The sequence below is a fragment of the Ruegeria sp. CDSA034 genome, from assembly GCF_059612275.1.
This window is the reverse complement of sequence record NZ_JBXWQH010000001.1, coordinates 527389-551375: the sequence shown is the minus strand read 5'-3', so window position 1 is coordinate 551375 and position 23987 is coordinate 527389. Positions and strand designations below refer to the sequence as shown.

22 protein-coding genes are annotated in these 23987 nt (G+C 57.9%); 12 read left to right on the top strand and 10 right to left on the bottom strand.

Features of this window, described 5'->3' with window-relative positions; genetic code table 11:
* Positions 1-5 precede the first annotated feature (5 nt).
* A complete protein-coding gene (locus AC2FLJ_RS02645) occupies positions 6-893 on the top strand; it encodes a DMT family transporter (protein WP_109312054.1) in 888 nt (295 codons plus the stop codon).
* On the opposite strand, the gene AC2FLJ_RS02640 is transcribed toward AC2FLJ_RS02645, so the two are convergent.
* From AC2FLJ_RS02640 to AC2FLJ_RS02630, 3 genes are all read right to left on the bottom strand, one after another.
* The gene (locus tag AC2FLJ_RS02640) at positions 894-2714 is read right to left on the bottom strand and encodes a M3 family oligoendopeptidase (RefSeq protein WP_496695096.1); all 1821 of its coding nucleotides are present in this window, start codon (positions 2712-2714) and stop codon (positions 894-896) included.
* Positions 2715-2782: 68 nt separating this feature from the next.
* Complete coding sequence (locus AC2FLJ_RS02635; protein ID WP_496704369.1) at positions 2783-3766, bottom strand: alpha/beta fold hydrolase; 984 nt, start codon at positions 3764-3766, stop codon at positions 2783-2785.
* Positions 3766-4056 (bottom strand): SCP2 sterol-binding domain-containing protein, encoded by a 291-nt coding sequence (locus AC2FLJ_RS02630; RefSeq protein WP_058273875.1) that lies wholly within the window; start codon positions 4054-4056, stop codon positions 3766-3768. The genes AC2FLJ_RS02635 and AC2FLJ_RS02630 overlap by 1 nt, the downstream gene beginning before the upstream one ends.
* A gap of 69 nt (positions 4057-4125) precedes the next feature.
* Between AC2FLJ_RS02630 and AC2FLJ_RS02625 the strand changes: the two genes are divergently transcribed.
* The 6 genes from AC2FLJ_RS02625 to AC2FLJ_RS02600 all read left to right on the top strand — a co-directional run bounded on the left by AC2FLJ_RS02625 (position 4126) and on the right by AC2FLJ_RS02600 (position 10014).
* Positions 4126-4695, top strand: a complete 570-nt coding sequence (locus AC2FLJ_RS02625; protein WP_233494683.1) for a tetratricopeptide repeat protein — start codon at positions 4126-4128, stop codon at positions 4693-4695.
* Between the two features lie 22 nt (positions 4696-4717).
* Entirely contained in the window at positions 4718-7549 is a 2832-nt protein-coding gene (locus AC2FLJ_RS02620; RefSeq protein WP_496704368.1) for a helicase-related protein, read from the top strand.
* 6 nt (positions 7550-7555) lie between these two features.
* Positions 7556-7921: an RNA-binding S4 domain-containing protein gene (locus AC2FLJ_RS02615; RefSeq protein WP_496695102.1), complete on the top strand. Its 366-nt coding sequence runs from the start codon at positions 7556-7558 to the stop codon at positions 7919-7921.
* Between the two features lie 66 nt (positions 7922-7987).
* The gene (fdxA, locus tag AC2FLJ_RS02610; protein ID WP_058273871.1) at positions 7988-8326 is read left to right on the top strand and encodes a ferredoxin FdxA; all 339 of its coding nucleotides are present in this window, start codon (positions 7988-7990) and stop codon (positions 8324-8326) included.
* A 285-nt stretch (positions 8327-8611) separates the two neighbouring features.
* Complete coding sequence (locus tag AC2FLJ_RS02605) at positions 8612-9130, top strand: CarD family transcriptional regulator (protein WP_058277666.1); 519 nt, start codon at positions 8612-8614, stop codon at positions 9128-9130.
* Between the two features lie 116 nt (positions 9131-9246).
* Positions 9247-10014 (top strand): potassium channel family protein, encoded by a 768-nt coding sequence (locus AC2FLJ_RS02600; RefSeq protein ID WP_058277667.1) that lies wholly within the window; start codon positions 9247-9249, stop codon positions 10012-10014.
* Here AC2FLJ_RS02600 and cobS read toward each other — a convergent pair.
* A complete protein-coding gene (gene cobS / locus AC2FLJ_RS02595) occupies positions 10011-10775 on the bottom strand; it encodes an adenosylcobinamide-GDP ribazoletransferase (protein WP_496704367.1) in 765 nt (254 codons plus the stop codon). The two genes, AC2FLJ_RS02600 and cobS, sit on opposite strands and share 4 nt — an antisense overlap.
* A 79-nt stretch (positions 10776-10854) precedes the next feature.
* Here cobS and cobT point away from each other — a divergent pair, with 79 nt between their 5' ends.
* Entirely contained in the window at positions 10855-11868 is a 1014-nt protein-coding gene (cobT, locus tag AC2FLJ_RS02590) for a nicotinate-nucleotide--dimethylbenzimidazole phosphoribosyltransferase (protein ID WP_496704366.1), read from the top strand.
* 28 nt (positions 11869-11896) lie between these two features.
* On the opposite strand, the gene AC2FLJ_RS02585 is transcribed toward cobT, so the two are convergent.
* Entirely contained in the window at positions 11897-13777 is a 1881-nt protein-coding gene (locus tag AC2FLJ_RS02585; RefSeq protein ID WP_496704365.1) for a monovalent cation:proton antiporter-2 (CPA2) family protein, read from the bottom strand.
* 19 nt (positions 13778-13796) lie between these two features.
* Positions 13797-14252: an Lrp/AsnC family transcriptional regulator gene (locus AC2FLJ_RS02580; protein ID WP_472723556.1), complete on the bottom strand. Its 456-nt coding sequence runs from the start codon at positions 14250-14252 to the stop codon at positions 13797-13799.
* A gap of 146 nt (positions 14253-14398) precedes the next feature.
* On the opposite strand from AC2FLJ_RS02580, the gene hppD reads away from it, so the two are divergent.
* Positions 14399-15496: a 4-hydroxyphenylpyruvate dioxygenase gene (hppD, locus tag AC2FLJ_RS02575; protein ID WP_496695109.1), complete on the top strand. Its 1098-nt coding sequence runs from the start codon at positions 14399-14401 to the stop codon at positions 15494-15496.
* A 66-nt stretch (positions 15497-15562) separates the two neighbouring features.
* Here hppD and AC2FLJ_RS02570 read toward each other — a convergent pair whose 3' ends face one another.
* On the bottom strand, positions 15563-17719 hold the full coding sequence (locus AC2FLJ_RS02570; protein ID WP_496695111.1) for a hypothetical protein: 2157 nt from the start codon (positions 17717-17719) through the stop codon (positions 15563-15565).
* A 164-nt stretch (positions 17720-17883) separates the two neighbouring features.
* On the opposite strand from AC2FLJ_RS02570, the gene AC2FLJ_RS02565 reads away from it, so the two are divergent.
* The gene (locus AC2FLJ_RS02565) at positions 17884-18579 is read left to right on the top strand and encodes an SIMPL domain-containing protein (RefSeq protein ID WP_496704364.1); all 696 of its coding nucleotides are present in this window, start codon (positions 17884-17886) and stop codon (positions 18577-18579) included.
* Positions 18580-18581: 2 nt separating this feature from the next.
* On the opposite strand, the gene AC2FLJ_RS02560 is transcribed toward AC2FLJ_RS02565, so the two are convergent.
* From AC2FLJ_RS02560 to AC2FLJ_RS02550, 3 genes are all read right to left on the bottom strand, one after another.
* A complete protein-coding gene (locus AC2FLJ_RS02560) occupies positions 18582-19292 on the bottom strand; it encodes a GNAT family N-acetyltransferase (RefSeq protein WP_496704363.1) in 711 nt (236 codons plus the stop codon).
* Positions 19293-19295: 3 nt separating this feature from the next.
* A complete protein-coding gene (locus tag AC2FLJ_RS02555) occupies positions 19296-20588 on the bottom strand; it encodes an O-acetylhomoserine aminocarboxypropyltransferase/cysteine synthase family protein (protein WP_282150981.1) in 1293 nt (430 codons plus the stop codon).
* Positions 20589-20660: 72 nt separating this feature from the next.
* Positions 20661-21656, bottom strand: coding sequence for a GT-B fold glycosyltransferase domain-containing protein (locus tag AC2FLJ_RS02550; protein ID WP_496704489.1), 996 nt, complete (start codon positions 21654-21656; stop codon positions 20661-20663).
* A 167-nt stretch (positions 21657-21823) separates the two neighbouring features.
* Between AC2FLJ_RS02550 and AC2FLJ_RS02545 the strand changes: the two genes are divergently transcribed.
* Positions 21824-22456: a cupin domain-containing protein gene (locus AC2FLJ_RS02545; RefSeq protein WP_496704362.1), complete on the top strand. Its 633-nt coding sequence runs from the start codon at positions 21824-21826 to the stop codon at positions 22454-22456.
* Positions 22457-22615: 159 nt separating this feature from the next.
* Complete coding sequence (locus AC2FLJ_RS02540) at positions 22616-23950, top strand: NAD(P)-dependent oxidoreductase (protein ID WP_496704361.1); 1335 nt, start codon at positions 22616-22618, stop codon at positions 23948-23950.
* Positions 23951-23987: the final 37 nt, after the last annotated feature.

Below are 23987 nucleotides of genomic sequence, written 5' to 3'. Positions count from 1 at the left end.
CAAGGATGCCCGACACCAAAGAGAAGCAGCCACTCTTGCAAAACGGGCTGGTTCTTGGGTTTCTTGCGGCTTTCCTGTGGGGCACGCACAGCGTCATAGTCCGCTACCTGACCAGCGATCTGGGAGGGCTGCAAATTGCGGTAACGCGCCTGTTCATCGCAGCCATCGCCATCTATTGCATGCTGCGCGTGATGCGGGTCGCTGTTTCAATCCGGTTGAATGACTGGAACTTTCGGCTGGCCGTTCTGTCCACTGTGGTCAACTACATCCTGTTCCACATCGGGCTTGAACATACCGGTGCAGCCAATGCCATGGTTCTTGAGAACACGGCGCCATTCTTTGTGCTGATCTTCTTGTATTTCTTTGCCGACACGCCCGTTACGCGCACAGACATACTTGCTACGGGGTTGGCGATTTTCGGCGTCTTCCTAACGGTTTATCAGGATTTCCAAGGCGGTGGAGAGCCCCTGTTCGGGGACCTGCTTGAAATCGGCGCAGGGCTAAGCTGGGCGGTTTTCCTAATCTCGAGCAGCCGGGCGATGCGAAATTCTGAAACGACCGGAGAACGTCTGAACTTCCTATTTGGGATATTCTTGTGCTCGGGTGTGCTTTTGGTCCCGCTGGCCGCATTTTCACTGCAAATACCAACGGCCAACGATGTCGTGTTCCTGATTTTGTTGGGGGTGCTACCAACCGCTTTGGCCTACTACCTCTGGTACGAGGCCGCCGCGCGGGTTTCGACGTTGACTGCGACCTTGATGTTCGCCGCATCCGTGGTGTTTACGTTCATCAACTCAGCCCTGTTTCTGGGGGCCGCAATCACGCCGGTCGCGGCCCTAGGGGCTGTGTTGATTGTGGTCGCCATTTTCCTGACGACCAAAAGCCAGAAGTGACTAGTTTTCCATCGCTTCCAGCTCGTCGATAAAGCCAGAAATCATCGACAGACCCTTGTCCCAGAATTTGGGATCGCTTGCATCCAATCCGAACGGGGCCAACAGTTCCTTGTGGTGTTTGGACCCACCAGCGCGCAACATTTCGAAATACTTGTTTTCGAACCCATCCGCACCGCTTTCGTAGACCGAGTATAGCGCATTCACCAAACCGTCACCGAACGCATAGGCGTAGACGTAGAACGGTGAGTGGACGAAGTGCGGGATATAGGCCCAGAAGGTCTCATACCCTTCCATGTATTCGAACGCCGGGCCAAGGCTTTCGGCCTGAACGCTCATCCACAAAGCGTTGATGTCATCCGGGGTCAGCTCGCCTTCGCGACGGGCGGCGTGCAGTTTGCATTCGAAGTCGTAGAAGGCGATTTGTCGGACAACTGTGTTGATCATGTCCTCGACCTTGCCGGCCAGCAGCACCTTGCGCTGTTCCGGAGTTTCGGCCTTGTCCAACATCTTGCGGAAAGTCAGCATTTCACCAAAGACCGACGCCGTTTCAGCCAGCGTCAGTGGGGTAGAAGACAGCATCTCGCCCTGATCGGCCGCCAGTACCTGGTGGACGCCGTGCCCCAACTCATGCGCCAGTGTCATCACGTCGCGCGGTTTGCCCAGATAGTTGAGCATCACGTATGGATGAACCTCGGTGACGGTCGGATGCGCAAACGCGCCCGGAGCCTTCCCGGGTTTAACCGCAGCGTCGATCCAACCCTTTGAGAAAAACGGAGCCGCGATTTCACCCATTCGGGGATCGAAGGCAGTATAGGCGTCCATCACTGTCTTTTCGGCTTCATCCCAGTCAACAATGCGCGTGTCTTCCATCGGAAGCGGTGCGTTGCGGTCCCAAACCTGCATTACGTCCAGGCCCAGCCATTTGCGTTTCAGCTCGTAGTAGCGATGGCTGAGCTTGGGGTAGGCGGCTACGACCGCCTCGCGCAGAGCTTCGACGACTTCGGGTTCCACGTCATTGGACAGGTGGCGACCGGTTTGCGCCGTTGGCATGTTGCGCCAGCGATCTACGATTTCCTTTTCCTTGGCCTGTGTGTTGTGGACGCGGGCAAAGGTTTTGACGTTGTCCTGAAACACAGCGGCCAACTCGCGCGCGGCTGCTTCGCGTTTGGCACGGTCCTGCTCTGTCAGAAAGTTCAGGGTGCCTTCAATGTTCAGTTCTTCGCCATCAACAGTGAAGGTCAACCCGGCAATGGTTTCGTCAAAAAGACGCTCCCACGCGTCGCCAACAACGCCGAGGTCGTGCAGGAATTTCTCAAGCTCGTCAGATAGTTGGTAGGGTTTCATCGCGCGGATTCGGCGGAAGACCGGCTCGTACCGCGCCAGATCGGCATTCACATCGAAATGCGCCTTCAGGACATCATCGTCGATGCGGTTGATCTCAAGCGTGAAGAACACCAGCGGGGTGGTGAAGATGGTGATCTTTTCCTGCATGTCGGACAGGAACTTGGCACGCTCGGCATCTGTGGTCAGCTGATAGTAGCGCAGGCCGGCAAACGACATGATGCGCCCGGCGATTGAATTGATCTTCTCATTGCGCTCGACGCAGGTCAGCAGACCCGCAGCATCCAGATCAGCCAGCTTACCCTCGTAGTCTTCGGCAAACGAGGCGCATTCCTTTTCCAACCAGTCCAGATCGCGGGACAGTTCGGGCGCGTCCTCTGAGGTGTAGAGATCGGTCAGATCCCATTCCGGCAGGTTGCCCAGATTGCCGGCACCTCCGGCAGCATTTGCGTCTCGGACGGGAAAGGGAAGGTCGCGCATGGATCACCTCGATAATAGCTTTTGCCAACATCTAGGCGCGCGAGACGGGGATCACAAGCGGTGCGTGATCAGACTTCGGAAGACAGAACCGGTTCCGGCACCGCGTCAGTTTGCGCGGCTTTGAAATGAGCGGCCAACTGGTCAAAGACCGGCCCGCGCACGTCGGGCGCTTCCATCAGAACTTCGTGCTCGCCATCCGGGATTTCGACCAAAGTGCCACTGGGCCAGTTCGCCATGCGGGCGCGGATAGCCTTGCGATCGACAATCTGTTCATGGCTGCCCAGAAAGGTAAGACACGGCGTATCCGGTGCGGTCTGGTCCATCAACCATACGCATTCATCCAACGCTTCGCGCAGCCAGATTGTCGAAGGCGCGCCAAGCGCCAGCTCGGGCTGTGCAGCCAGTTGATCTTTCATCATCTGGAACATGTCCGGATCGCGGGTCAGTACATTACCCTCGAACGGTTGGGAGGCCACATAGCTTTCCAAGGATGTGGTCGGTGGTGTTTTTTCCCCCAACCCGATCCTAGGCCCCCAATAGGCTGTCAGACGGCTGAGCGGTTTCATGATCGGGGTAAAGAAAATGCCCCACATCGGCCCGGTAAAGGCACAGGCGGCAAAGCAGTTCTTTTCCAAAGCCGCGCGCATACCAATAGCCCCGCCCATGGAATGTCCGATCACGAACCAAGGCTTCGGCAGGTTCAGTTCGGTTGCCAGGTCCAGCGTGGCCTGAACGTCCTGTTGATAGTCCGTGAACTGCTCGACATGCCCGACGCGCGGGTCATCCAGTAACCGGTCGGCCAGGCCCTGACCGCGCCAGTCGACAGCCAAAAACGCAAAGCCGCGATCCGTGAACTCGGCCGCGCAATTGCCGTACTTTTCGATATATTCGGTGCGGCCGGGAAACATCATCACCGTGCCGCAGGAATCGCCTTCGGGCAGCCAGTGGCCCACCCGAATGCGTGTGTTGTCCGCTGTGTTCAGCCAATGAGCCTGACCACCGGCGGGGACGCCGGCCATGTCTGCAAAGAAAGGGGCCGGCGACAGGTCCATCAGGCCAGTGCCGATGCCAGTTGCATGGCAACGCCCATGTCACCGTCCACGGTCAGCTTGCCTGACATGAACGCGCCGGTGGGGTTCAATTCACCGCTGAGTATTTGTTCGAACGTATCCGCATCGGCGTTCATGGTGACGTCTGTTTCCTCGTCACTGACGCGCGCGCCGCTTGCGTCCAGAACGATTGAGCCCAGATCTGCGATGGCAAATTTTGCCGACGCGGTAAAATCGCCGCCAGACAGTTTTTCGTTCAACGCGGCTGCCGCTTTTTCCAGAGTGTCGCTCATGATTCTCCTCACTATGTTTGTGCGCCGGGAATGGACATCCGCGGGCGCAGCGCTACACTGAACGTTGTTATGAGCATTGCAAGCACCAATCTCAAAGGTATCGTCGCGGCAACAGCGCTTCTAGTCACGTTTTCCATTCCTTCTTTCGCCCAAACGGCGGATTCCAAGGATGAGGAACAACTATTGCTGCAACTGTCGGAGGCAACGCCCGAACAGGCGATGAACATAGATCGTCAGCTCAAGGCGCTGTGGGCACAGTCTGGCTCGGCCTCGGCGGATCTGTTGCTTGAGCGCGGGCGCGAGGCGCTGGAGGACGGCGACTCGCTGGCCGCGATCCAGCATCTGACTGCGCTGACTGATCACGCGCCGCAATTCGCCGAAGCCTGGCACGTGCGGGCATCGGCCTTTTTCGGGATCGAACGTTTCGGTATGGCTGCGGCTGATCTGGAATACGCCCTGACGCTGAACCCGAACAACTATGAGGCCATCTACGGATTGGGACTGATTTTTGAGATCGTCGATCGACCCGACAAAGCGCTGGACGCTTATGAGCGTGCTTTAGCTATACATCCCCATCACGAAGAAGTAACCAATGCCGTGAATCGACTGAAGCCCCGGGTCGAGGGCTCGGCCCTCTAACAAGCTGGGGCAGGGGGCAAAGGTGAGCGGGTCATCCCGAATCGTGGCCGTACTGGGCCCGACCAACACAGGCAAAACTCATTACGCGATTGAGCGGATGCTGGGGCACCGGACAGGTGTGATCGGCTTGCCGCTGCGTCTGCTGGCGCGCGAGGTCTATGACAAGATCGTCGCGATCCGCGGGCCGTCGGTCGTTGCCCTTGTAACGGGTGAAGAGCGGATCGTTCCGCCGCGTGCTAAATACTGGGTCTGCACTGTTGAGGCGATGCCCGAAGGTATGGGCGCAGATTTCGTAGCCATCGACGAAATCCAGCTGTGTGCAGATCCCGAGCGTGGTCATGTTTTCACCGACCGTCTGCTGCGTTCGCGCGGAACGAACGAGACGCTGTTTCTGGGCTCTGACACTTTGCGCGGTCCGATCGCGGCACTGGTGCCCGAAGTGCAGTTCATTCGCCGTGAACGAATGTCTCAGCTGGTTTATTCCGGCTCGAAAAAGATAAGCCGCATGCCCGCACGTAGTGCCATTGTCGGGTTTTCGATCGATAACGTCTACGCCATTGCCGAGCTGCTGCGCCGCCAAAAGGGCGGGGCGGCCGTCGTTATGGGCGCGCTCAGCCCGCGCACCCGGAATGCGCAGGTCGAGCTGTATCAGAACGGTGAGGTGGACTACCTCGTTGCAACTGACGCCATTGGGATGGGTTTGAATCTTGATGTGAACCACGTGGCGTTTTCGTCGCTGACCAAATTCGACGGTCGTAGGATGCGCCACCTGGCCCCCAATGAACTGGCCCAGATCGCAGGCCGGGCAGGGCGCGGGATGTCCGATGGTACATTTGGCGTGACGGGTGAGGCCCCTCCGCTGGACGACGGGGTCGCGCAGGCGATCATGGACAGCCGGTTCACGCCGATGAAAAAGCTGAATTGGCGGAATGCCGCTTTGCGGTTTGGCTCGGTTGAGGCCCTCATCGACTCGTTGGAAGTCAGTCCAGACAGCGAACATCTGATCAAGGCCCGACCCGCAGACGACCTGAACGCTCTGAAATCGCTGTCTCAGGAGGCCGAGGTCATCGCCCGCGCCAGCGATGGGCCGTCCGTCCGATTGCTGTGGGATGTGTGTCGAATCCCCGATTTTCGCGGTATCAGCCACGCAGAACACGCCAGCCTGCTTGAGGTGATCTATGGTCATCTGCATGAACGCGGCGCTATCCCTGACGAGTTCATGGCGCGGCAAATCCGCCGCATCGACAAAACGGACGGGGATATTGATGCACTGTCCAAAAGGTTGGCATATATTCGCACCTGGACATATGTTGCGCAACGAAACGGATGGGTGCGTGACGAATCACATTGGCGCGCGGAAACGCGCATTGTAGAAGACAGGCTGTCGGACGCTCTGCATGATCGTTTGACTCAGAGATTTGTGGACCGGCGCACGTCAGTGTTGTTGCGCCGGCTCAAACAGAAGGAGGCCCTTTTGGCCGAAGTAAATGACAAGGGTGAAGTGACCGTCGAAGGAGAATTCGTCGGTCGTCTGGAAGGGTTCCGGTTTACCCCGGACAAAAGCGCACAGGGAACCGAGGCGAAAGCTTTGAAATCGGCCTCTCTGCAAGCACTCGCACCGCAATTCCATCTGCGTGCAGACCGCTTCTACAACGCGCCCGATACCGAAATTGATTTTACCGATCAGGGTGGCCTGATGTGGGGTGAGTATGCTGTGGGCAAGCTTGTTGCCGGGGCAGAACCCCTCAGGCCGATGGTCGAGGTTTTTGTGGATGAGGCCGCAGGCCCGGATGTCGAACAGAAAGTGCAGCGCCGTTTGCAGCACTTCATAGACCGCAAGGTTGCGGCGTTGTTCGAGCCGTTGCTGAACCTGTCGCGCGACGAAGAGTTGTCAGGTCTGGCCAAAGGGTTCGCCTTCCGCATGGTTGAAGGGCTGGGCGTTCTGCCCCGCGCAGGTGTTGCGCAAGAGGTCAAAGATCTGGATCAGGACGCCCGTGGAGCCCTGCGCAAGCACGGTATCCGGTTTGGTCAGTTCACAATCTTCATGCCGCTTCTGCTGAAACCCGCGCCTACGCGTCTGCGTCTGGTTCTTTGGGCGCTGGCCGGTGGATTGCAGGAATTCCCTGACGCGCCGCCTCCGGGTCTGGTCACTGTTCCGGTCGCCAAAGGTGCGCCCGAGGGCTACGATACCATGTGCGGTTACCGCGATGCCGGTGAGCGCTCGATCCGCATCGACATGCTGGAACGTCTGGCAGACATGCTGCGTGCCGAAGACAGCCGGGGTGGTTTCGAGGCCAAGCCCGATATGCTGTCGATCACCGGCATGACGCTTGAGCAGTTCGCGGATCTGATGCAAGGGCTGGGCTATAAGGCCGAGCGCGGTGAGCGTGAAAAGGTCAAAGCCGCTCCGGTCGAGGCCGAAAAGCCTGCGACAGATGTGACGGAACAGCCTGCCGCCGAAGAAACCCCGACACCCGAGGCAGAAGCCGAAGAGGTCGTCGCGACCGCCGAGGCGCCATCCGAGGCCACCGAAAGCACCGAGGCGCTAGCCGAGGCTCCGGCAACCGAACCCGCCTCAGACGAGACCGAAGTTGAGGTGTTCTACACTTTCACCTGGGGTCGTCAGCGTCCAGCCAACCGCGCTCCGCGTCGTGAACAGCGGCAAGGGCAGGGGGCGGGCAAAGGCAAGCCGCGCGGCAAACCGCAGGATGGTCGCGGCAAGCCGCAAGGCAAGAAGGGTGGCAAACCGCAAGGTGGCAAGACGTTCTCATCCCGTCCGCCCCGGAAGGAAAAGGCGATCGATCCCGATAACCCGTTTGCAGCAGCGCTTATGGGTTTGAAGGACGGCAACTGATCTGCGATGGCCGAGGCCAAGCTGCGGATCGACAAGTGGTTGTGGCAGGCGCGGTTCTTCAAGACCCGCAGCCTGGCCGCCAAACAGGTCAGCGGCGGTCATGTCCGATTGAACGGAAACCGGGTTCTGAAGCCGGCACAGGCCGTCGGACCCGGTGACGTTCTGACCTTCCCCCAAGGCCGTATCGTGCGCGTAGTACGCGTCGAAGCACTGGGGGAAAGGCGTGGCCCGGCGTCCGAGGCACAAACGTTATACTTCGATATGACGGAAAAGAAGGACGTGCCTCCTAAGAATCCGGGATTTGAGGGAAAGGGTCGTCCAACAAAGAAAGATAGGCGCGCGCTTGATCTTTCTCGCCCCCGGGATGGTTGATCCTACCTTGAAGAGAAGACCAGACTGAATTAGCTAGACGCCCAAACCGAGAATGGGAATCCCACAATGACCTATGTCGTCACCGAAAACTGCATTGGCTGCAAATACACCGACTGCGTCGAAGTGTGTCCGGTGGATTGTTTTTACGAAGGTGAGAACACATTAGTCATTCACCCCGACGAATGCATCGACTGCGGTGTGTGTGAACCTGAATGCCCTGCGGACGCTATTCGTCCCGACACTGAGCCTGGAATGGAACAGTGGGTCGAGTTCAACCGAAAATTCTCGGAACAGTGGCCGGTTATCGTGACCAAGAAAGACCCCTTGCCTGAAGCGGAAGAGCGTGACGGCGAAGAGGGCAAAATGGAGAAGTATTTCTCCGAAGCACCCGGCGAAGGCGGTTAAGCGATTCGGTAACTGAACCGGGTGGTTTGAATAGCGGTCTTCTGCTGTATCGCTTTGAAAAGTCTGGGGTTTCTTCACCATTGTGGGAGCCGGACTTTCGGGCGTCGCAATTTTGTGATATACTCAGAAACTGAATGATGAATGAGATGGGGATGACTCCGTAAGTATGTACGCTTTGGAGTTCTGATTTTTTGACAAACTTACCGCCTGACTGGGCCAGATGTTGGCACGGTTTGGGGTCTTTTGTTGTCTCTGCCTCTCTCTCGTAACCAAGGATGAACCTGTATGTCTAAGTCGAAAAAGCTTGAGTTCCGCCCGAACGATTATGTTGTCTACCCCGCCCATGGTGTGGGCCAGATCATCTCGATCGAAGAGCAGGAAGTCGCGGGATACTCGCTCGAGCTGTTCGTCATTTCTTTTGAAAAAGACAAGATGACCCTGCGGGTGCCGACCAACAAGGTTACCGAATCCGGCTTGCGGTCCCTCAGCTCACCTGACGTTATCAGCCAGGCGATGAGAACCCTGAAGGGTAAGGCCAAGGTGAAACGTGCGATGTGGTCGCGCCGGGCGCAGGAATATGAACAAAAGATCAATTCCGGTGATCTGATCTCGATCGCCGAGGTTGTGCGCGATCTGCACCGCACTGATGACCAGCGCGAGCAGAGCTATTCTGAACGTCAGCTGTACGAAGCCGCGCTGGAACGCCTGACCCGCGAAGTCGCGGCTGTGTCCGGCGCAGGTGAAGTATCGGCGGCCAAGCAGATTGATGAGGTTCTGACCTCGCGCGCGGCCGCGGCTGCCTGATCGCTTCTCCAGTCAATTTTCTGGCCGCTCCCGAAAGGGGGCGGCTTTTTCGCGTTGATGGCTTGGTGAAAGCTCAGTTTATGGCTAATTTTCCAGCAAGAAGAGGCGCGTAGACAGTGAACCTAAAACAGACAGTTAAATATCTATATATCGGCCACGACCCCATTTCCGTCTGGTTTCGCTATGGCTTAATCCTGTTTGATGCGATCACCATCGTTTTCTTTGTCGCCACGGCAAATGGCGAACACGGCACGGGATTCACCGTTGCCAGCCTGATCATTGGGTTCTTCATTGTGCTGGATTTCTCGGCGCGGATGTGGATTTCGAAGGATCGTTGGAAGCTGCTGCGTCAAGTCTACACGATGGCCGACATTGTTGTGATCGTCTCGCTGTTTCTTGATCTGTTTCTACCTTGGAATCTGGCGTTCCTGCGTATCTTACGAGCGCTACGCCTGATCCATTCCTATCACCTGCTAAGGGATCTGCGGCGGGACAGCGATTTTTTCCGGACGCATGAGGACGCAGTGATCGCGGCGATCAACCTGTTGGTGTTCGTGTTCGCCACGTCCACCGCTGTTCTGGTGTTCTTCATCCCAGAAAACAGCCCGCACGCCTATATCGATGCGCTTTACTTCACTATGGCAACCCTGACGACCACCGGATTCGGAGACATCACGTTGGCGACCCCGGGGGGGAAACTGTTTTCGGTCTTCATCATGATCGTCGGGGTGGCGTTGTTTGTCCGGTTGGCGCAGGCGATTTTCATGCCGCAGAAAGTGCGTCACAAATGCTCAAACTGTGGCCTGTATCGTCACGATCCAGACGCAGTTCACTGCAAGCATTGCGGCGAAACCCTGAGGATCGAAACAGGCGGGACGACTTAGATCGCTGCAACCAATGCCAATAGGAACGCAAGCTCTGCCAGTTGTTGCGAGGCACCAAGGACGTCCCCCGTTTGTCCATTGATTTTGGCCTTGGCGACGAGTGCCAGGATTCCAACAATCAGCGCTGAAAAAACCGTTGCCATCAGTGTGCTTGGTCCAATCAGCAGCAGCGATAAGATGACTGCAAGGCCAAAGCCTGTCGCCGCAGTCTCGGCCTTTGGACCGCCGACCGAATGGCTCAACCCGCTGTTTCTGGCGTTGGGTAAAGCTGCCATGAGGATGGTCATGACTGCGCGTGAGACGATGCAGGCCGCCAGAATACCCGCAAATGCGTTGGCCGACAGAAGCGCCGCGATCAGCGCGACGCGCAGCAGTTGGGTAAAGATTAGAGTTAGAACGCCGTAAGCACCAATATGGCTGTCCTTCATGATTTCCAGGCGGCGTTCGGTGGTGAACCCGCCCCAAAATCCGTCAACCGTGTCCGCAAGCCCGTCTTCATGCATCGCGCCAGTGGCGATCACCAGCACAGCCACAAGTATTACGGCGCTGGCGAATGCAGGTAGGCCGAATGCACCGGACGTCCAACCGACGGCACAGGCCAACGCCCCGACGACCAGCCCCACCAAGGGAAAAGCCCAGGCCGCATTGGCCTGCCGCGCAAACAGGTATTCCGGCAGGCGCGGCATCGGCAGACGCGTCAACAGGACCAGCGACAGCGGAAAATCCCACGCGGAAAACAGTTTGGTGTCGTTTTTGTTCACTCCCGCGCCTTTCGGGGTCTTGTTGGATCGGACGCTTCGGTTAAACACACAGGACCACTCTGATGCAACGAGGCTTTGGATGCTGCCGGAATTAAAAGACCTGAATACCCTTCGCGAGGCCCTGAGTAACGCTCCGGGACCGGATGGCAATGCGCTGCAAGGTGCTGCTGAGCGTAACGGACAACTGACTAAACCTCCCGGCGCATTGGGCCGGCTTGAGGACTTGGCAATTTGGTATGCGAGCTGGCGTGGGGATGCCCGGCCGCAGATCTCTGCCCCTCAGGTCATCGTATTTGCGGGCAATCATGGCGTCACAGCGCAAGGCGTGTCGGCCTTTCCGCCCGAGGTGACCGTTCAGATGGTCATGAACTTTGAACATGGCGGCGCGGCGATCAATCAGCTGGCCAAAGCGGCGGGCGCGACGATGAATGTGCACGCGCTGGATCTGGATCGACCGACCGCGGATTTCACCGCTGGTCCCGCGATGTCCGAAGAAGAATTGCTTGAGGCCCTGCGCGTGGGCTGGACCGCCGTGGACCACAATGCCGATTTGCTTGTGGTTGGAGAGATGGGTATCGGCAACACGACCCCGGCGGCTGCCATCGCATGCGCTTTGTTCGGTGGCGACGCCGCAGACTGGACTGGGCGTGGCACTGGGGTAGACGATGCCGGTTTGGCCAACAAAACGCGCGTCGTGGCCGAAGGCATCGCCTTGCATGGCGGGTCGGGTGACGGGTTGGAAATCCTGCGCCGTCTGGGCGGGCGTGAAATCGCGGCCATGGCCGGGGCCATCGCCGCTGCGCGTGCCTTGCGTATCCCGGTTATTCTTGACGGCTTTATCTGCTCGGCGGCTGCGGCCTGTCTGGCAAACATGTCCGAGGGCGCATTGGATCACACGGTTGCAGGACACCAAAGTGCCGAAGGCGCGCACGCCGCGGTGTTGGCCAAGCTGGGCAAAGAGCCATTGTTGAGCCTTGGATTGCGTTTGGGCGAAGGCTCGGGCGGGGCGCTGGCGATCAACATACTTAAAAGCGCGGTCGCGTGCCATTCCGGCATGGCGACATTTGCCGAAGCGGGTGTTTCGGACGGCTGATCAAACCGCCTGATCCGGCAGGGCCGGGTCAGGCTGATTTCTTTGCGTGTTTCTCGGCCAGTTCCAGCAGCTCGGTTTCCAGGTCTTTTTCAAGCTGCCGCGCCCGCTCGATGTACTTTTTGTTATCAGCGGTTGGCATTCCGGGAATCCACAGCTCTGCCAGATCACGCACAGAGGCGCGGTCGTGGTGGTAGAACGTCTGCTCGGCCTGAGCCGCCTCGTATTCGCTCAGACCTACGTTTTCCAGGACATAGCGACCTGCCCGTAGTGATCCGTCGAACATCTCGCGGACAATGTCATTCGCTCCGGCCTGATACAATTGGTAGACATGGGTACGATCACGTGCGCGGGCCACAATGTGCAAATCCGGGCGTTGACGCCGGGCAAAGCCGACCAAACGTGTGACTTGCCTGGGGTCATCCATCGCGGCGACCAGAACAGAAGCTTTTTCAAGCCCGGCGGCACGCAGCAGTTCTGGCCGCGTGGGGTCACCCAAAAACCCCTTGACGCCGAACCGTCGCATCAACTGGATTGTCTCGATATCATGGTCCAGTACGACGGTCTTGAACCCGCTCGCGCGGACCAACCGGTTCACGATCTGACCAAAACGCCCAATTCCGGCGATGATGACCGGGCCTTTTTCGTCGATCTCATCGGGCTCGGCCTCGGGGGCCCCATCACCCATACGGCGCGACAGCAGATCGAAGATGATGAACAGCAGCGGAGTGATCAGCATTGTAAGGGCAATAATCATCAACAGTTTTTGTGATAAATCGGGTGGGATGACGTTTTGCTGCGTTGAAAAGGCCAACAGCACAAAGCCGAATTCGCCTGCCTGCGCCAAACCCAATGTGAACAACCAGTGATCCCGACCGCGCAGCCGGAACGCGCGACCGACCAGATACAGGATGATCCCTTTAGCCAGTATGACCAGTAGTGCCAGACCGATCAGGTCCAGTGGGTCGTTGAAGAAATAGCCAACGTCAATCCCGGCGCCGACCGTGATAAAGAACAGCCCCAGGAAAAGCCCCTTGAACGGTTCAAGGTCGCTTTCCATTTCGTGCCGGAATTCTGAGCTTGCCAGAACTACACCCGCCAGAAACGCGCCCAGAGCAGGGGAGAGTCCTACTAGTGTCATCAGGAAGGAAATGCCCACGACGATCATCAGCGCCAGCGCCGTGTACATTTCGCGCAGCCTGGTGGCGTGGATGAACCTGAACAGTGGACGCGTTAGGTAGATGCCAGCCAGAATGACGAAGGCAACCGCGCCGATGGTGACCAGCGTAACAGCCCAGCCGGGCAGGCCCTCGACAAGTGACAAGCTATGATGTCCGGCCTCATGGAGCGCATCCGCGCCGCGGTCGATTGAGCCGTCGCTTTCGATATGAGGCATTGCAGGCAACGCCAAAAGAGGCAGCATCGCCAAAATGGGAATGACCGCGATGTCCTGCGTCAGAAGGACCGAAAACGTCGCCCGACCTCCATTTGTCTGCATCAACCCCTTTTCCGACAACGTTTGCAGCACAATCGCTGTGGATGACAGAGATAAGGTTAACCCGACGGCTAGTGCGACCGACCAGGGGTGATTTGCATACATGGCAACTGCAGCGATGACTGCGGTCGACAACAGGACTTGCAGGCCGCCTAGTCCCAGAAGCCTGTCGCGCATGTCCCACAAGGCGCGTGGCTCAAGCTCGAGCCCGATCAGAAACAGCATCATGACCACACCGAATTCGGCCACGTGCTGCAGGCTTTCGGTCTCGGCCCCCACAAGCCCGAAGACAGGGCCAATGACAATGCCAGCGGCCAGATAACCAAGAACTGAACCCAACCCCAGACGTGCCGACAAGGGCACTGCTATCACGGCGGCAGCCAGATAGATTGAAGCCTGGTAAAGGAAATCGTCCATGTTTGTCCTCTCGGTCCGGTCAGGTGGGCAATGGCGCGTCGCGTTTAAGTTGGTCCATCACGATCTGGCTGTGCACCCGTGCCACTGCAGGATGCGGCAGTATCACCTGGTGAAGCAAGCGGTTGAGCGCGGAAAGATCGTCGCAATAGACGTGCAGCAGGTAATCTGCCTCTCCGGTCATCGTCCAGGCGCTGGTGATTTCGGGGCGGGTGTCGACCATGCGGGCAAAACTCGCGGATTGTTCCGGGCCATGTGTGCCCAAATGCACCTGAATGAACCCTTGGACCTGCAGGCCAAGTTTTAGGGGATCCAGTCGTGCCGCATATCCGGTGATATAGCCTTCGGCCTCAAGCCGCTGACGGCGGCGCCCGGCCTGGCTTGGTGACAGGTTCAGCATTTCACCCAATTGATGCGCGGTCAGATGCGCGTCCTTTTGCAGGGCGGACAACAGTCGCGTATCAGCGGAATCCAGCATATGCGGAGTTTCTCCAAATTTACCCGTGTTCACGCGTGATTTACGCATATGTTTATAGTTTACACGAAAACTATGCGCAGAAACAGCGCTTGGTAAGGCGTATTTTGGAATCAGCAAAGAAATTCCTGTTTTTACGGAGACGCGCCATGGGTCCTTTCCCGCACAACGCCCCGAAATCTGTCATCAGCCCTGAAAATCCAGCCGGAACCGATGGGTTTGAATTTGTCGAATTCGCCCACCCCGAGCCGCAGGAACTGCGCGACCTTTTCGCCAAAATGGGGTTCGAGTTGGTCGGACACCACACGGACAAGCCTATGGTTGAGCTGTGGCAGCAGGGGGACGTGACCTACATCCTGAATGCCGACCCGGAGAGCTTTGCCGCTAAGTTCGTGGCCGAACACGGCCCCTGCGCCCCTGCCATGGGATGGCGTGTCGTGGACGCGCAGAAAGCCTATGAACACGCGGTGTCAAAAGGGGCCGAGCCCTATGACGCGGCGGACAAGACCATGGATGCCCCAGCGATCAAGGGTATTGGCGGTTCGCTGATCTATTTCATCGATCAGTATTATGAAACATCGCCTTACAATCAGGAATTCACCTGGGACAAACAGTCCAAACCGCGCGGCGATGGGTTCTATTACCTCGATCACCTGACGCACAACGTCTACAAGGGCAACATGGACAAGTGGTTCAAATTCTACGAGAGCCTGTTTAACTTCCGCGAAATCCGCTTTTTTGACATTCAGGGTAAATTCACTGGCCTGTTTAGCCGTGCGCTGACATCGCCCTGTGGTCGTATCCGTATTCCGATCAACGAAGACCGGGGCGAAACCGGGCAGATCGTATCATATCTCAAGAAGTATAAAGGTGAGGGTATTCAGCATATCGCGGTGGGTAGTGAAGATATTTACGCCTCGACCGATGCGATTGCGGAAAAGGGCCTGAAGTTCATGCCGGGTCCGAACCAGGCCTATTACGACATGTCCAAGGAACGTGTCGTGGATCATGATGAACCTCTGGACCGGATGATCAAGCACGGCATCCTGATTGACGGCGAGGGTGTGCTGGACGGTGGCGAGACCCGGATCTTGCTGCAAATCTTCTCGAAAACCGTGATCGGTCCGATCTTTTTCGAGTTCATTCAACGCAAAGGCGACGATGGGTTTGGCGAAGGGAACTTTAAGGCCCTGTTCGAATCCATCGAACGCGAACAGATCGAAAGTGGTGAAATTTCAGCTGCTTAACGGCTTAAGTTGAGTCACCAAAGGGCGGTCGGGGATATCTCTCGACCGCCTTTGTTTTTTGAGCCGTCAGCTTCGCGGCATTTTCAACGTCAGGTTTCTTCCGCGCTTTTGGTATCGCAATTCGCTGTCGCCAATGGCGATAACATTGCCGCCGTCCAGCCTGTCTCCGACTTTCAGTTTTTTGTACCGACCGCTGGGCAGCCGAACCAGCGCGCGCCGGTTGGCCGGGGACCCATAAACCCCAATCAGGTTCAGCTTGCGCAAGTTGAGCGCATTGTCGATGGTCGCCTGCCGTGCCACCGAGGCGGTCGACGGGATTTTCGGTGCCACGGCCTTAGGTTGGAAGGAACCAGCTTCGTCCGAGCTTTGATCGACCGCAGCAGTTGACCCGAGATTGGCGGTGCTTGTGTTTGTGCTGGCCGGGCGGGCAAGTCCGGCTGGTCGCGTTTTGGGGCGCGGAACGCGAACGACTGCCAATGCCGTTGGCGTTTCGTCAATCCGGGGGCTACTTTGCAGGGACTTAGGCCGCAGTTTAGGACGCAGAATCGCCAGTTCTTCGCGTGTGCGTCCACCAAGTTGTTGCCGTTCAAAGCTTTCCAGCAAATTAGCCGGGCGAGGATTCGGGCGTTTCTGCGCCAAGCGGGCTGTAGGATCTTCCTCAATTGGCTCTTGTTCAAACCGAACCGGAACTGCCGGGGGAACCTTGGCGGGCCGGCCAAGGTAAACGATCACCCCGTCGGGATTCAGGGTTCCTTCGGCTGAAGGCGTGACGAGGCCGCGTTCGTCCAGATCAAACTGGACTCCGGCCTGAGCGGGCAGGGCGTTTTGTTCAAACGGCAGGTCAGTTTCAAAGCTACTGACGGGAGGCAGCGCCACTGCGTCCTGCGACAAATCAGTGCTGTCCAGGGATGCCAGATACAGTTCCTCTGGCGACTCCAGGACCGGTTCAGGCAAAGGTTCGGGGGCGAAGATCTCGATGCCTGCTTGTGACGAGATTTCCGCTGGTGCAGGCTCTTGTCCCACCGGTTCGACCGGGGTCGGTGCCACGTTCAGCGCTTCGAGGATTGCAGCATCGGTCGCGCTGAGATCAGCGGCGGTTTCTTCAACAGGTTCGGTTTGCGGCTCTTCCTCTGGCGCGGTTGTGACCGCCTCGGGTTCGAATTCAAGCTCCGGATCGCCGTCAACCTCCTGTGTCTCGGCGAACTGCTCGTCAGATGCGAGGTTTGGCACAGTTTCTTCAATCGAAACCGCCTCAGCCACTGAGGATTCGGTGTCGTCAGATCCAGTCAACGACCACACGGTCAGAGCAATACCGGCAACGAGAGCGGCCGCCGCGGCTGGAACGGCGTAGCGGTTGATCGGGGGTGTGGCTTTCGTTTTGCCAGCAATATTCGCGTTGGGCGCCGAACGAAATTCCGTCGGGGTCTCAGTATCAGCGATCGCGTGAATGGTAGGGCCATCATCTTCGTTGGCAGGTTCTTCACCCTCAGCAGGTTCCTCTGCTGCGGTCGCATCGGGCGCGGAAGGAAACTCCGTTTGGTCCTCGGTTTCAGCGATCGTCCGATCGGCAGCAGCTTCATTTTCTTTTGCGGATTCTTCTACCTCAACCGTTTCTAATGCGCCGGTCGTGTCGGGGGCTGAAGGAAACTCTGTCGGGGTCTCGGAATCTGCAATCGTATCTGCGATAGGTCCTTCATCAGTTTTGGCAGAATCCTCAACCTCGAACGGTTCGGCAGCAATGACCGTGTCTGGGGTATCGATTTCGAACCGAGGTTCAGCCGGGTATTCCTGACCCTCGATCGGGGTTGAGTACTGGACTGGAACAAACCCGTGCTCGGCGGCAAATGTCCGGGCCTCATCCAGGGTTTGCCTGGCGACAGCAGCAATATGGGTTGTCGGACCGACGATTGCGGTATCAAAGGCGAGCTCATCCAGCGCATAGGGAGTTGCCTCGGTCAGTTCCGTTCGCACTTTTTCAGCGCTTTCCTCGGGGCTTAGGCCCTCTGTTGATACGGACAAAAACCGCACCTGATCCGCTGGTATCACCAGCTTGCAGTTCAGGTCGTTTTCAAGGGCAAAGCCCTGATCCCGCAATGCGATGATCTGCGTATTCAGGTTGGGCGCATCCAGAGCAACCTCGCCAACGCAGAACCAGTCACCATCCGAATGGTGGTGCAAGGATATTCCGGTCGAAGAAAAAGACAGCGCAAAGGCGGGTTTCATAATCCGGAAAAACCATAGTTGTCAGCATCTGTGCAAACGATCATTCGTCCGCAGAGTGACATTAAAGCAGGATCCCGCCGAGGGAAAGAAAAAGCCGGTCTTTCCCCTTGTTCGGCAGACCCTCGCCACCCCATGTTGGGAGAAAGAAAATTGGAGGGAAGACCTTGAATAAAATCGCTTTTCTAGCTGCAGTTCTGACGATGTCAATTGCGGGCATGACCCATGCGGAAGAACGTCGCATCACCGTTGACGCGGCGGGAACCGTGCAGGCCGCGCCTGATATGGCGACTATTACTCTGGGCGTGACCAATGAAGACGCGCAGGCCTCGAACGCGATGAAGGCCACTTCGGAATCGGTGTCTCAGGTCCTGAGCCGGTTGCAGGAGCTTGGCATCGAAACGCGTGATGTGCAGACCCGCGACGTGTCTTTGTCGCCGGTCTGGAACAATCGTAACAGCGCAAGCGGCGACCGGCCCGAAATTTCGGGATTTGTCGCCTCGAACCGAGTGGTGGTGCGCGTGCGTGACCTGACACAGCTTGGTACAATCATGGACGCAGTCATCCAGGACGGGGCCAATGACTTTGGCGGGCTAAGCTTTGGCGTACAGGATCCGAAACCGCTGCAAGCGCAGGCGCGCGCAAACGCCGTAGCCGAAGCGACCGCCAAGGCCGAGCAGTTGGCACAGGCAGCTAACGTGACACTCGGACCAGTTCAAGAGATCAGCGAACAGGTCGGTGGCGCGCGCCCCGTGGCCATGATGCGGGAATTCAGCGCTGCGGATGCAGGTGGTGTACCGGTCGCAGGTGGCGAGGTGTCCGTTTCGGTCACCGTCACAATGGAATTCGAAATCTCTGAGTAACCTCAGACGCTTGCGCGGGCCTTCAAAGGTTGCCTTTGTTGGCCCGTCTGGTCAAAGTTGTCCGGCGATAGCCAATCCTCAAAGGCGCTGCGGATGCGGGGCCATTCGCTGTCGAGGATGGAATACCACGCCGTATCCCGGTTGCGACCTTTGTAATGGGTGGCCTGTCGGAAAATACCTTCAAAGGTAAAGCCCAAACGCTCGGCCGCGCGACAGGACGGCGCGTTTAGCGCGTCGCACTTCCATTCGTAACGGCGATAGCCCAACTCATCGAACACGCGCCGCATCATCAGGAACATAGTCTCGGTCGATTGCGGGCTACGCTGCAACAAGGGTGAGAAGTGGATGTGTCCCACCTCGATCGCACCCGCCGCCGGGTCAATCCGCAGGAATGAAGCCATACCCACGGGCGTATCGTTGCTGTCCAGTACCGTGTGGAACATCGGATCGGAATCCATGCAGGTCTCACGGGTCCAATCCTCAAACTCGCGCTCGCCGTCGAACGGCCCATAGGGAAGGTACGTCCAGTTGTGGCCATCCGTGTCGTTGGCAAACGCCCGGAATAACCCGGGCGCATGCCTATTCACATCAAGCGGGACAACGGAACAATATCGGCCCTCCATCGGCGTGTAAGGTGGTGTCGGGCGAGGGAAATCGCCCGTTACCGGCAATCCGATGGGTTGGCCCAGATCATTGGTGTTGTGCCCGCTCATGGATTAGGCCGACGCTTTGGCCAGCGCCTGATCAAGATCGGCGATCAGGTCATCTGCGTCTTCGATACCAATGGACACCCGCACAACGCCGGGGCCAGCGCCTGCGGCCTCTTGCTGTTCTGGGGTCAGCTGCCGGTGCGTGGTCGAAGCCGAGTGAATGATTAGCGACCGTGCATCACCCAGGTTGGCCACGTGGCTGAAAATCTCTAGCGCGTTGACCAGTTTGATACAGGCGTCATAGCCACCTTTGACCGCGAAGGTGAACAGGGCACCCGCGCCCTTCTTGTAGTGCGCTTTGACCCTGTCACTGTAGGGCGAAGACGGCAGCCCGGCATAAGTGACGTATTCCACGCGGTCATCTGCCTCGAGCCATGCGGCGATCTTTTGAGCGTTTTCGACGTGACGCTCCATCCGCAGGGACAGGGTCTCGATTCCCATCAGCGTGTAATGCGCCGCCTGCGGGTTCATGGTCATGCCCAGATCACGCAGGCCAATGGCGATGCCGTGGAAGGTGAAGGCCAACGGGCCAAACGTCTCATGGAATTTAAGGCCGTGATACGCCTGCTCCGGCTCACTGAGAGAGGGGAACTTATCATTTGCCGACCAGTCAAATTTGCCCGAATCCACGATGCAGCCGCCGGTGACAGTGCCGTTGCCGGTCAGGTATTTGGTAGTCGAGTGCACGACCAGCGTCGCGCCGTGTTCGATCGGGCGGCACAGGTATGGCGTGGCCGAGGTGTTGTCGACGATCAGCGGAATACCCGCAGCGTCAGACACATCCGCCAGAGCGCGGATGTCGGTGACATAGCCGCCGGGGTTGGCAATGGATTCGCAGAACACTGCCCGTGTGTTTTCGTCGATTGCGTCTTTCACGGCGTCCAGATCGTCGGTGTCGACAAACTTGGCAGACCAGCCAAAGCGTTTGATGGTCTGGCTGAACTGCGTGACCGTGCCGCCATAGAGGCGCGTCGAGGCGACCACATTGCAGCCCGGACCCATCAGCGGGAACAGCGCCATTATCTGTGCTGCGTGACCTGACGAGCAGCAAACCGCGCCGACGCCGCCTTCCAGCGTGGCGACACGTTCCTGCAGAACGGCCACGGTGGGGTTGGTCAGGCGGGAATAGATGAAACCCACCTCTTGCAGGTTGAACAGGGCAGCCGCGTGATCCGCGTCGCGGAACACATAGGCTGTCGTCTGATAGATCGGTGTCTGACGCGCGCCAGTTGCGGGATCGGGCCGCGCGCCCGCGTGAATTTGAAGCGTATCAAAACCGTAGGTGGGGCCGTCAGACATCTTGGAAATCTCCTGTTGGAAAGTGCGTTGCTGAATCTCTAGGCGATTGGGCGCGCGCAGACAACATTCCTGTCAGCGCATCCAAAGACCATTCTTGCGTATCGTGTTGCGAATAACCTGCTCGCGTTTGGGAAGGTTCTCGCGGTCGAACATGTCCCTGATTTTGTGACCCTTCCGTTGCAGCACCAGCTTCTTGATCGGGTCGTACCCCTTGAGGACTTTCTTGACCCGGTTTGGCGCAACCACGGTTTCCAGCACCTCGACAGCGTGATCGCTTTCACGGGCGTAGAGTAGGGGGAACAGGCGGTAATGGCAGCTGACCGATCCGTCCAGAAGGCCCGCAGGCAGGGCATCGCGACCGCCGCCGAACGAATGGATAACCAGCGGCAGTGCAGCCTGATCCAGCCATGGGTCAAAATTCTGTCCAGCCATCTCGGAGATTTCGCCGTCGCGGATCGTGCGGGCATAGTCCAGAAAGCGCTTTCCGAAGGTGTGAGGGCAGGAATGAAAGAAAAACCCGGCATTGAAGTACAGATAGCGCCGCCAGTAATCCACAGGTTGGCTGGTATCCAGCGAGCTGTCGAAATCCAGTCCGAACCTTTGATAAAGCGCCTTCCAGATCCCATCCAGTCCAGGACCATACAAGGTTGGTTTGGGCCAGGTTCCTTCGACCCTTAGCGATGCGCCGGGGCGGTCAAAGTCGAAGGGGACGCTGGTCAGATCGCCGGTGATCAGTGTGTCACTGTCGAAAAACACAAAGGGCTCACCCTCGGGCATGGCCAGCAAAGCTTCGATCTTGTTGCCATAAGGGTAGCTGGCGCCGAATATTTTGTTTTCGAACGGCAAGATCTCGGCATCCAGCTGACGGAGTGCTTTCAGCAAATCCTCGTTCTGGATGGTAGGGTCCTGCGGCCAGCGTGGACCGGGTTGTGGAACAGCCACGAACAGTCGACCGGAAAAATCAGGGCTGCTGTGCCGCAGCGAGGCGGCAAACAAAAGGGCTTCGTATTGCAGACGGTTGTTTTGCCCGATGATAACGATGTTGAATTTCGGGGCGCTGGCCTGCATCCGGTGACTTTCAGTACTTGTGGGTGCCGTGGTCCGGCGCTGCTCGGGTTTCTTGTCGGACGTACAGTATGCAGGCGCGCCCGTCAAAACCAGATGCGATGCGTGCAATTTGAAAAATGTCGGCGCAATCCCATGTTAGGGACACGTCCCCGTTCAGGAGTGCCCCCATGAGGATCAACGCAGATTTCACCAAACGTGTTGCAGTTCATTTCGACCAGAATGAATGGATCGCGTCCCCCGCCGCCGGTGTCGAACGCAAGATGCTGGATCGCATCGGCGAGGAGGTTGCCCGCGCAACGACAATCGTACGTTTTGCTCCGGGCAGCGCGTTTTCGGCCCACACCCATGACGGGGGCGAAGAGTATCTGGTTCTGGACGGCGTTTTTCAGGACGAAACCGGTGATTTTCCGGTTGGCAGTTATGTGAGAAACCCTCCGACCTCGTCGCACACACCTTCGGCTAAAGAGGGGGCGACGATCTTAGTGAAGCTGCATCAGTTTGACCCGGATGATCGGACAGAGGTACGCCGCTCGATCAATGGTCAGGGGAATACTCAACTGTTCAAAGACGCGCATGAAGATGTCCGCGTGTTCAATCTTGCGGCGAGCGAGGCGTTGGATCTGGACGCTTCGCACGGAATGGAGCTGTTTGTGATCGAAGGCTCGCTGAGGGAATCTGACGAGGATTTCACGACCTGGGACTGGCTGAGGTTGCCTCCGGGCGCGCGATCTACCGCCGTGGCGGGTGCTTCGGGAGCGCGTGTTTGGACGAAAACAGGGCATTTGGCTCAGATGGTCTGATACGTTCGCTGCAAGAAAAACAGGCAGAAACAAAGGAAAACCGGGTCGATTGGTCCGGTTTTTTCATTTTTTGACCAATTGGCAAATTTTACCATTTGATAAAAAATTACTTTGTGGCAAGCTGAGGCCACAACAAACATATCTACAGGGAGTAGAGTGATGGCACAGGGCCAGATTGCCCCCGGCATTGTCTCCGGGCGGCTGTCCAGCGATGAGCTGACCTCGAATTTCACGGATTTGCATCCGCCACTGGCCCCTCATGAGGCCGCCGTGGCAGCGGATCGGTGCTATTTTTGTTACGACGCACCATGCGTCACAGCCTGTCCGACAGACATCGACATTCCGCTGTTCATGCGCCAGATTCAGGCTGGTCAGCCCGAAGCGGCGGGTGAGACCATTTTGGCGCAGAACATTCTGGGCGGCATGTGCGCCCGCGTTTGCCCGACTGAAACGCTGTGCGAAGAAGTCTGCGTGCGCGAAACCGCCGAAGGTTCGCCGGTCGAAATCGGTCGTCTTCAGCGCTATGCGACCGACAGTGTGATGGTTGGCGGAAGTCATCCGTTCCAACGGGCCGCACCCACCGGCAAAACGGTTGCCGTAATCGGGGCAGGGCCTGCGGGTTTGGCCTGTGCGCACCGGCTGGCCATGTTTGGGCATGACGTGGTGATCCACGAAAGCCGCCCCAAGCCGGGCGGGCTGAACGAATACGGGATCGCCGCGTACAAATCGACAAACGATTTTGCTCAGGCCGAAGTCGACTGGCTGCTGAAAATCGGCGGAATCTCGATTGAGACCGGTTCAGTTCTGGGCGAGGGGATCTCGCTGAAAGGGCTAGCCGAGAACTATGATGCAGTGTTTCTGTCTATAGGTCTTGCCGGGGTGAATGCCTTGCGTGCCGACGGGGCGGAAAAAGATGGTGTTCGCTTCGCTGTGGATTTCATTTCGGACGTGCGTCAGGCCTCTGATCTGGTTGATTTGCCCGTGGGTCGCAACGTGGTCGTCATCGGCGGCGGCATGACTGCAGTGGACGCTGCGGTGAAGTCGAAACTGCTGGGTGCCGAACATGTCACCATTGCCTATCGCCGTGGACGCGACGCGATGGGGGCCAGCCGATACGAACAGGACCTCGCAGCTTCGCACGGCGTCAAGATCATGACCAATGTGCAACCTGTGGCCATCCATGGGAACGGGGCCGCGGTCGAGATCGAGTTGGAATACACCACCAGCCACGATGGGCAACTGACCGGCACCGGGGAAATGATCCGCTTGCCTGCAGATCAGGTCCTCAAGGCCATTGGCCAAAAGCTGGACGGCGCGCCGGAAGGTCTGGAACTGGACGGCAATAAGATCGCTGTGAACGGGGCTGGACGGACCTCGATGGCGGGTGTCTGGGCCGGGGGCGACTGTGCGGCGGGAGGCGAAGACCTGACCGTGACCGCAGTGGCCGAGGGCCGTGATGCCGCGATGGACATCCACGCAACTCTGGTTTCGTGATAGGGTGGGGTATTCACCCCATTCCTTTCGCTGCTGA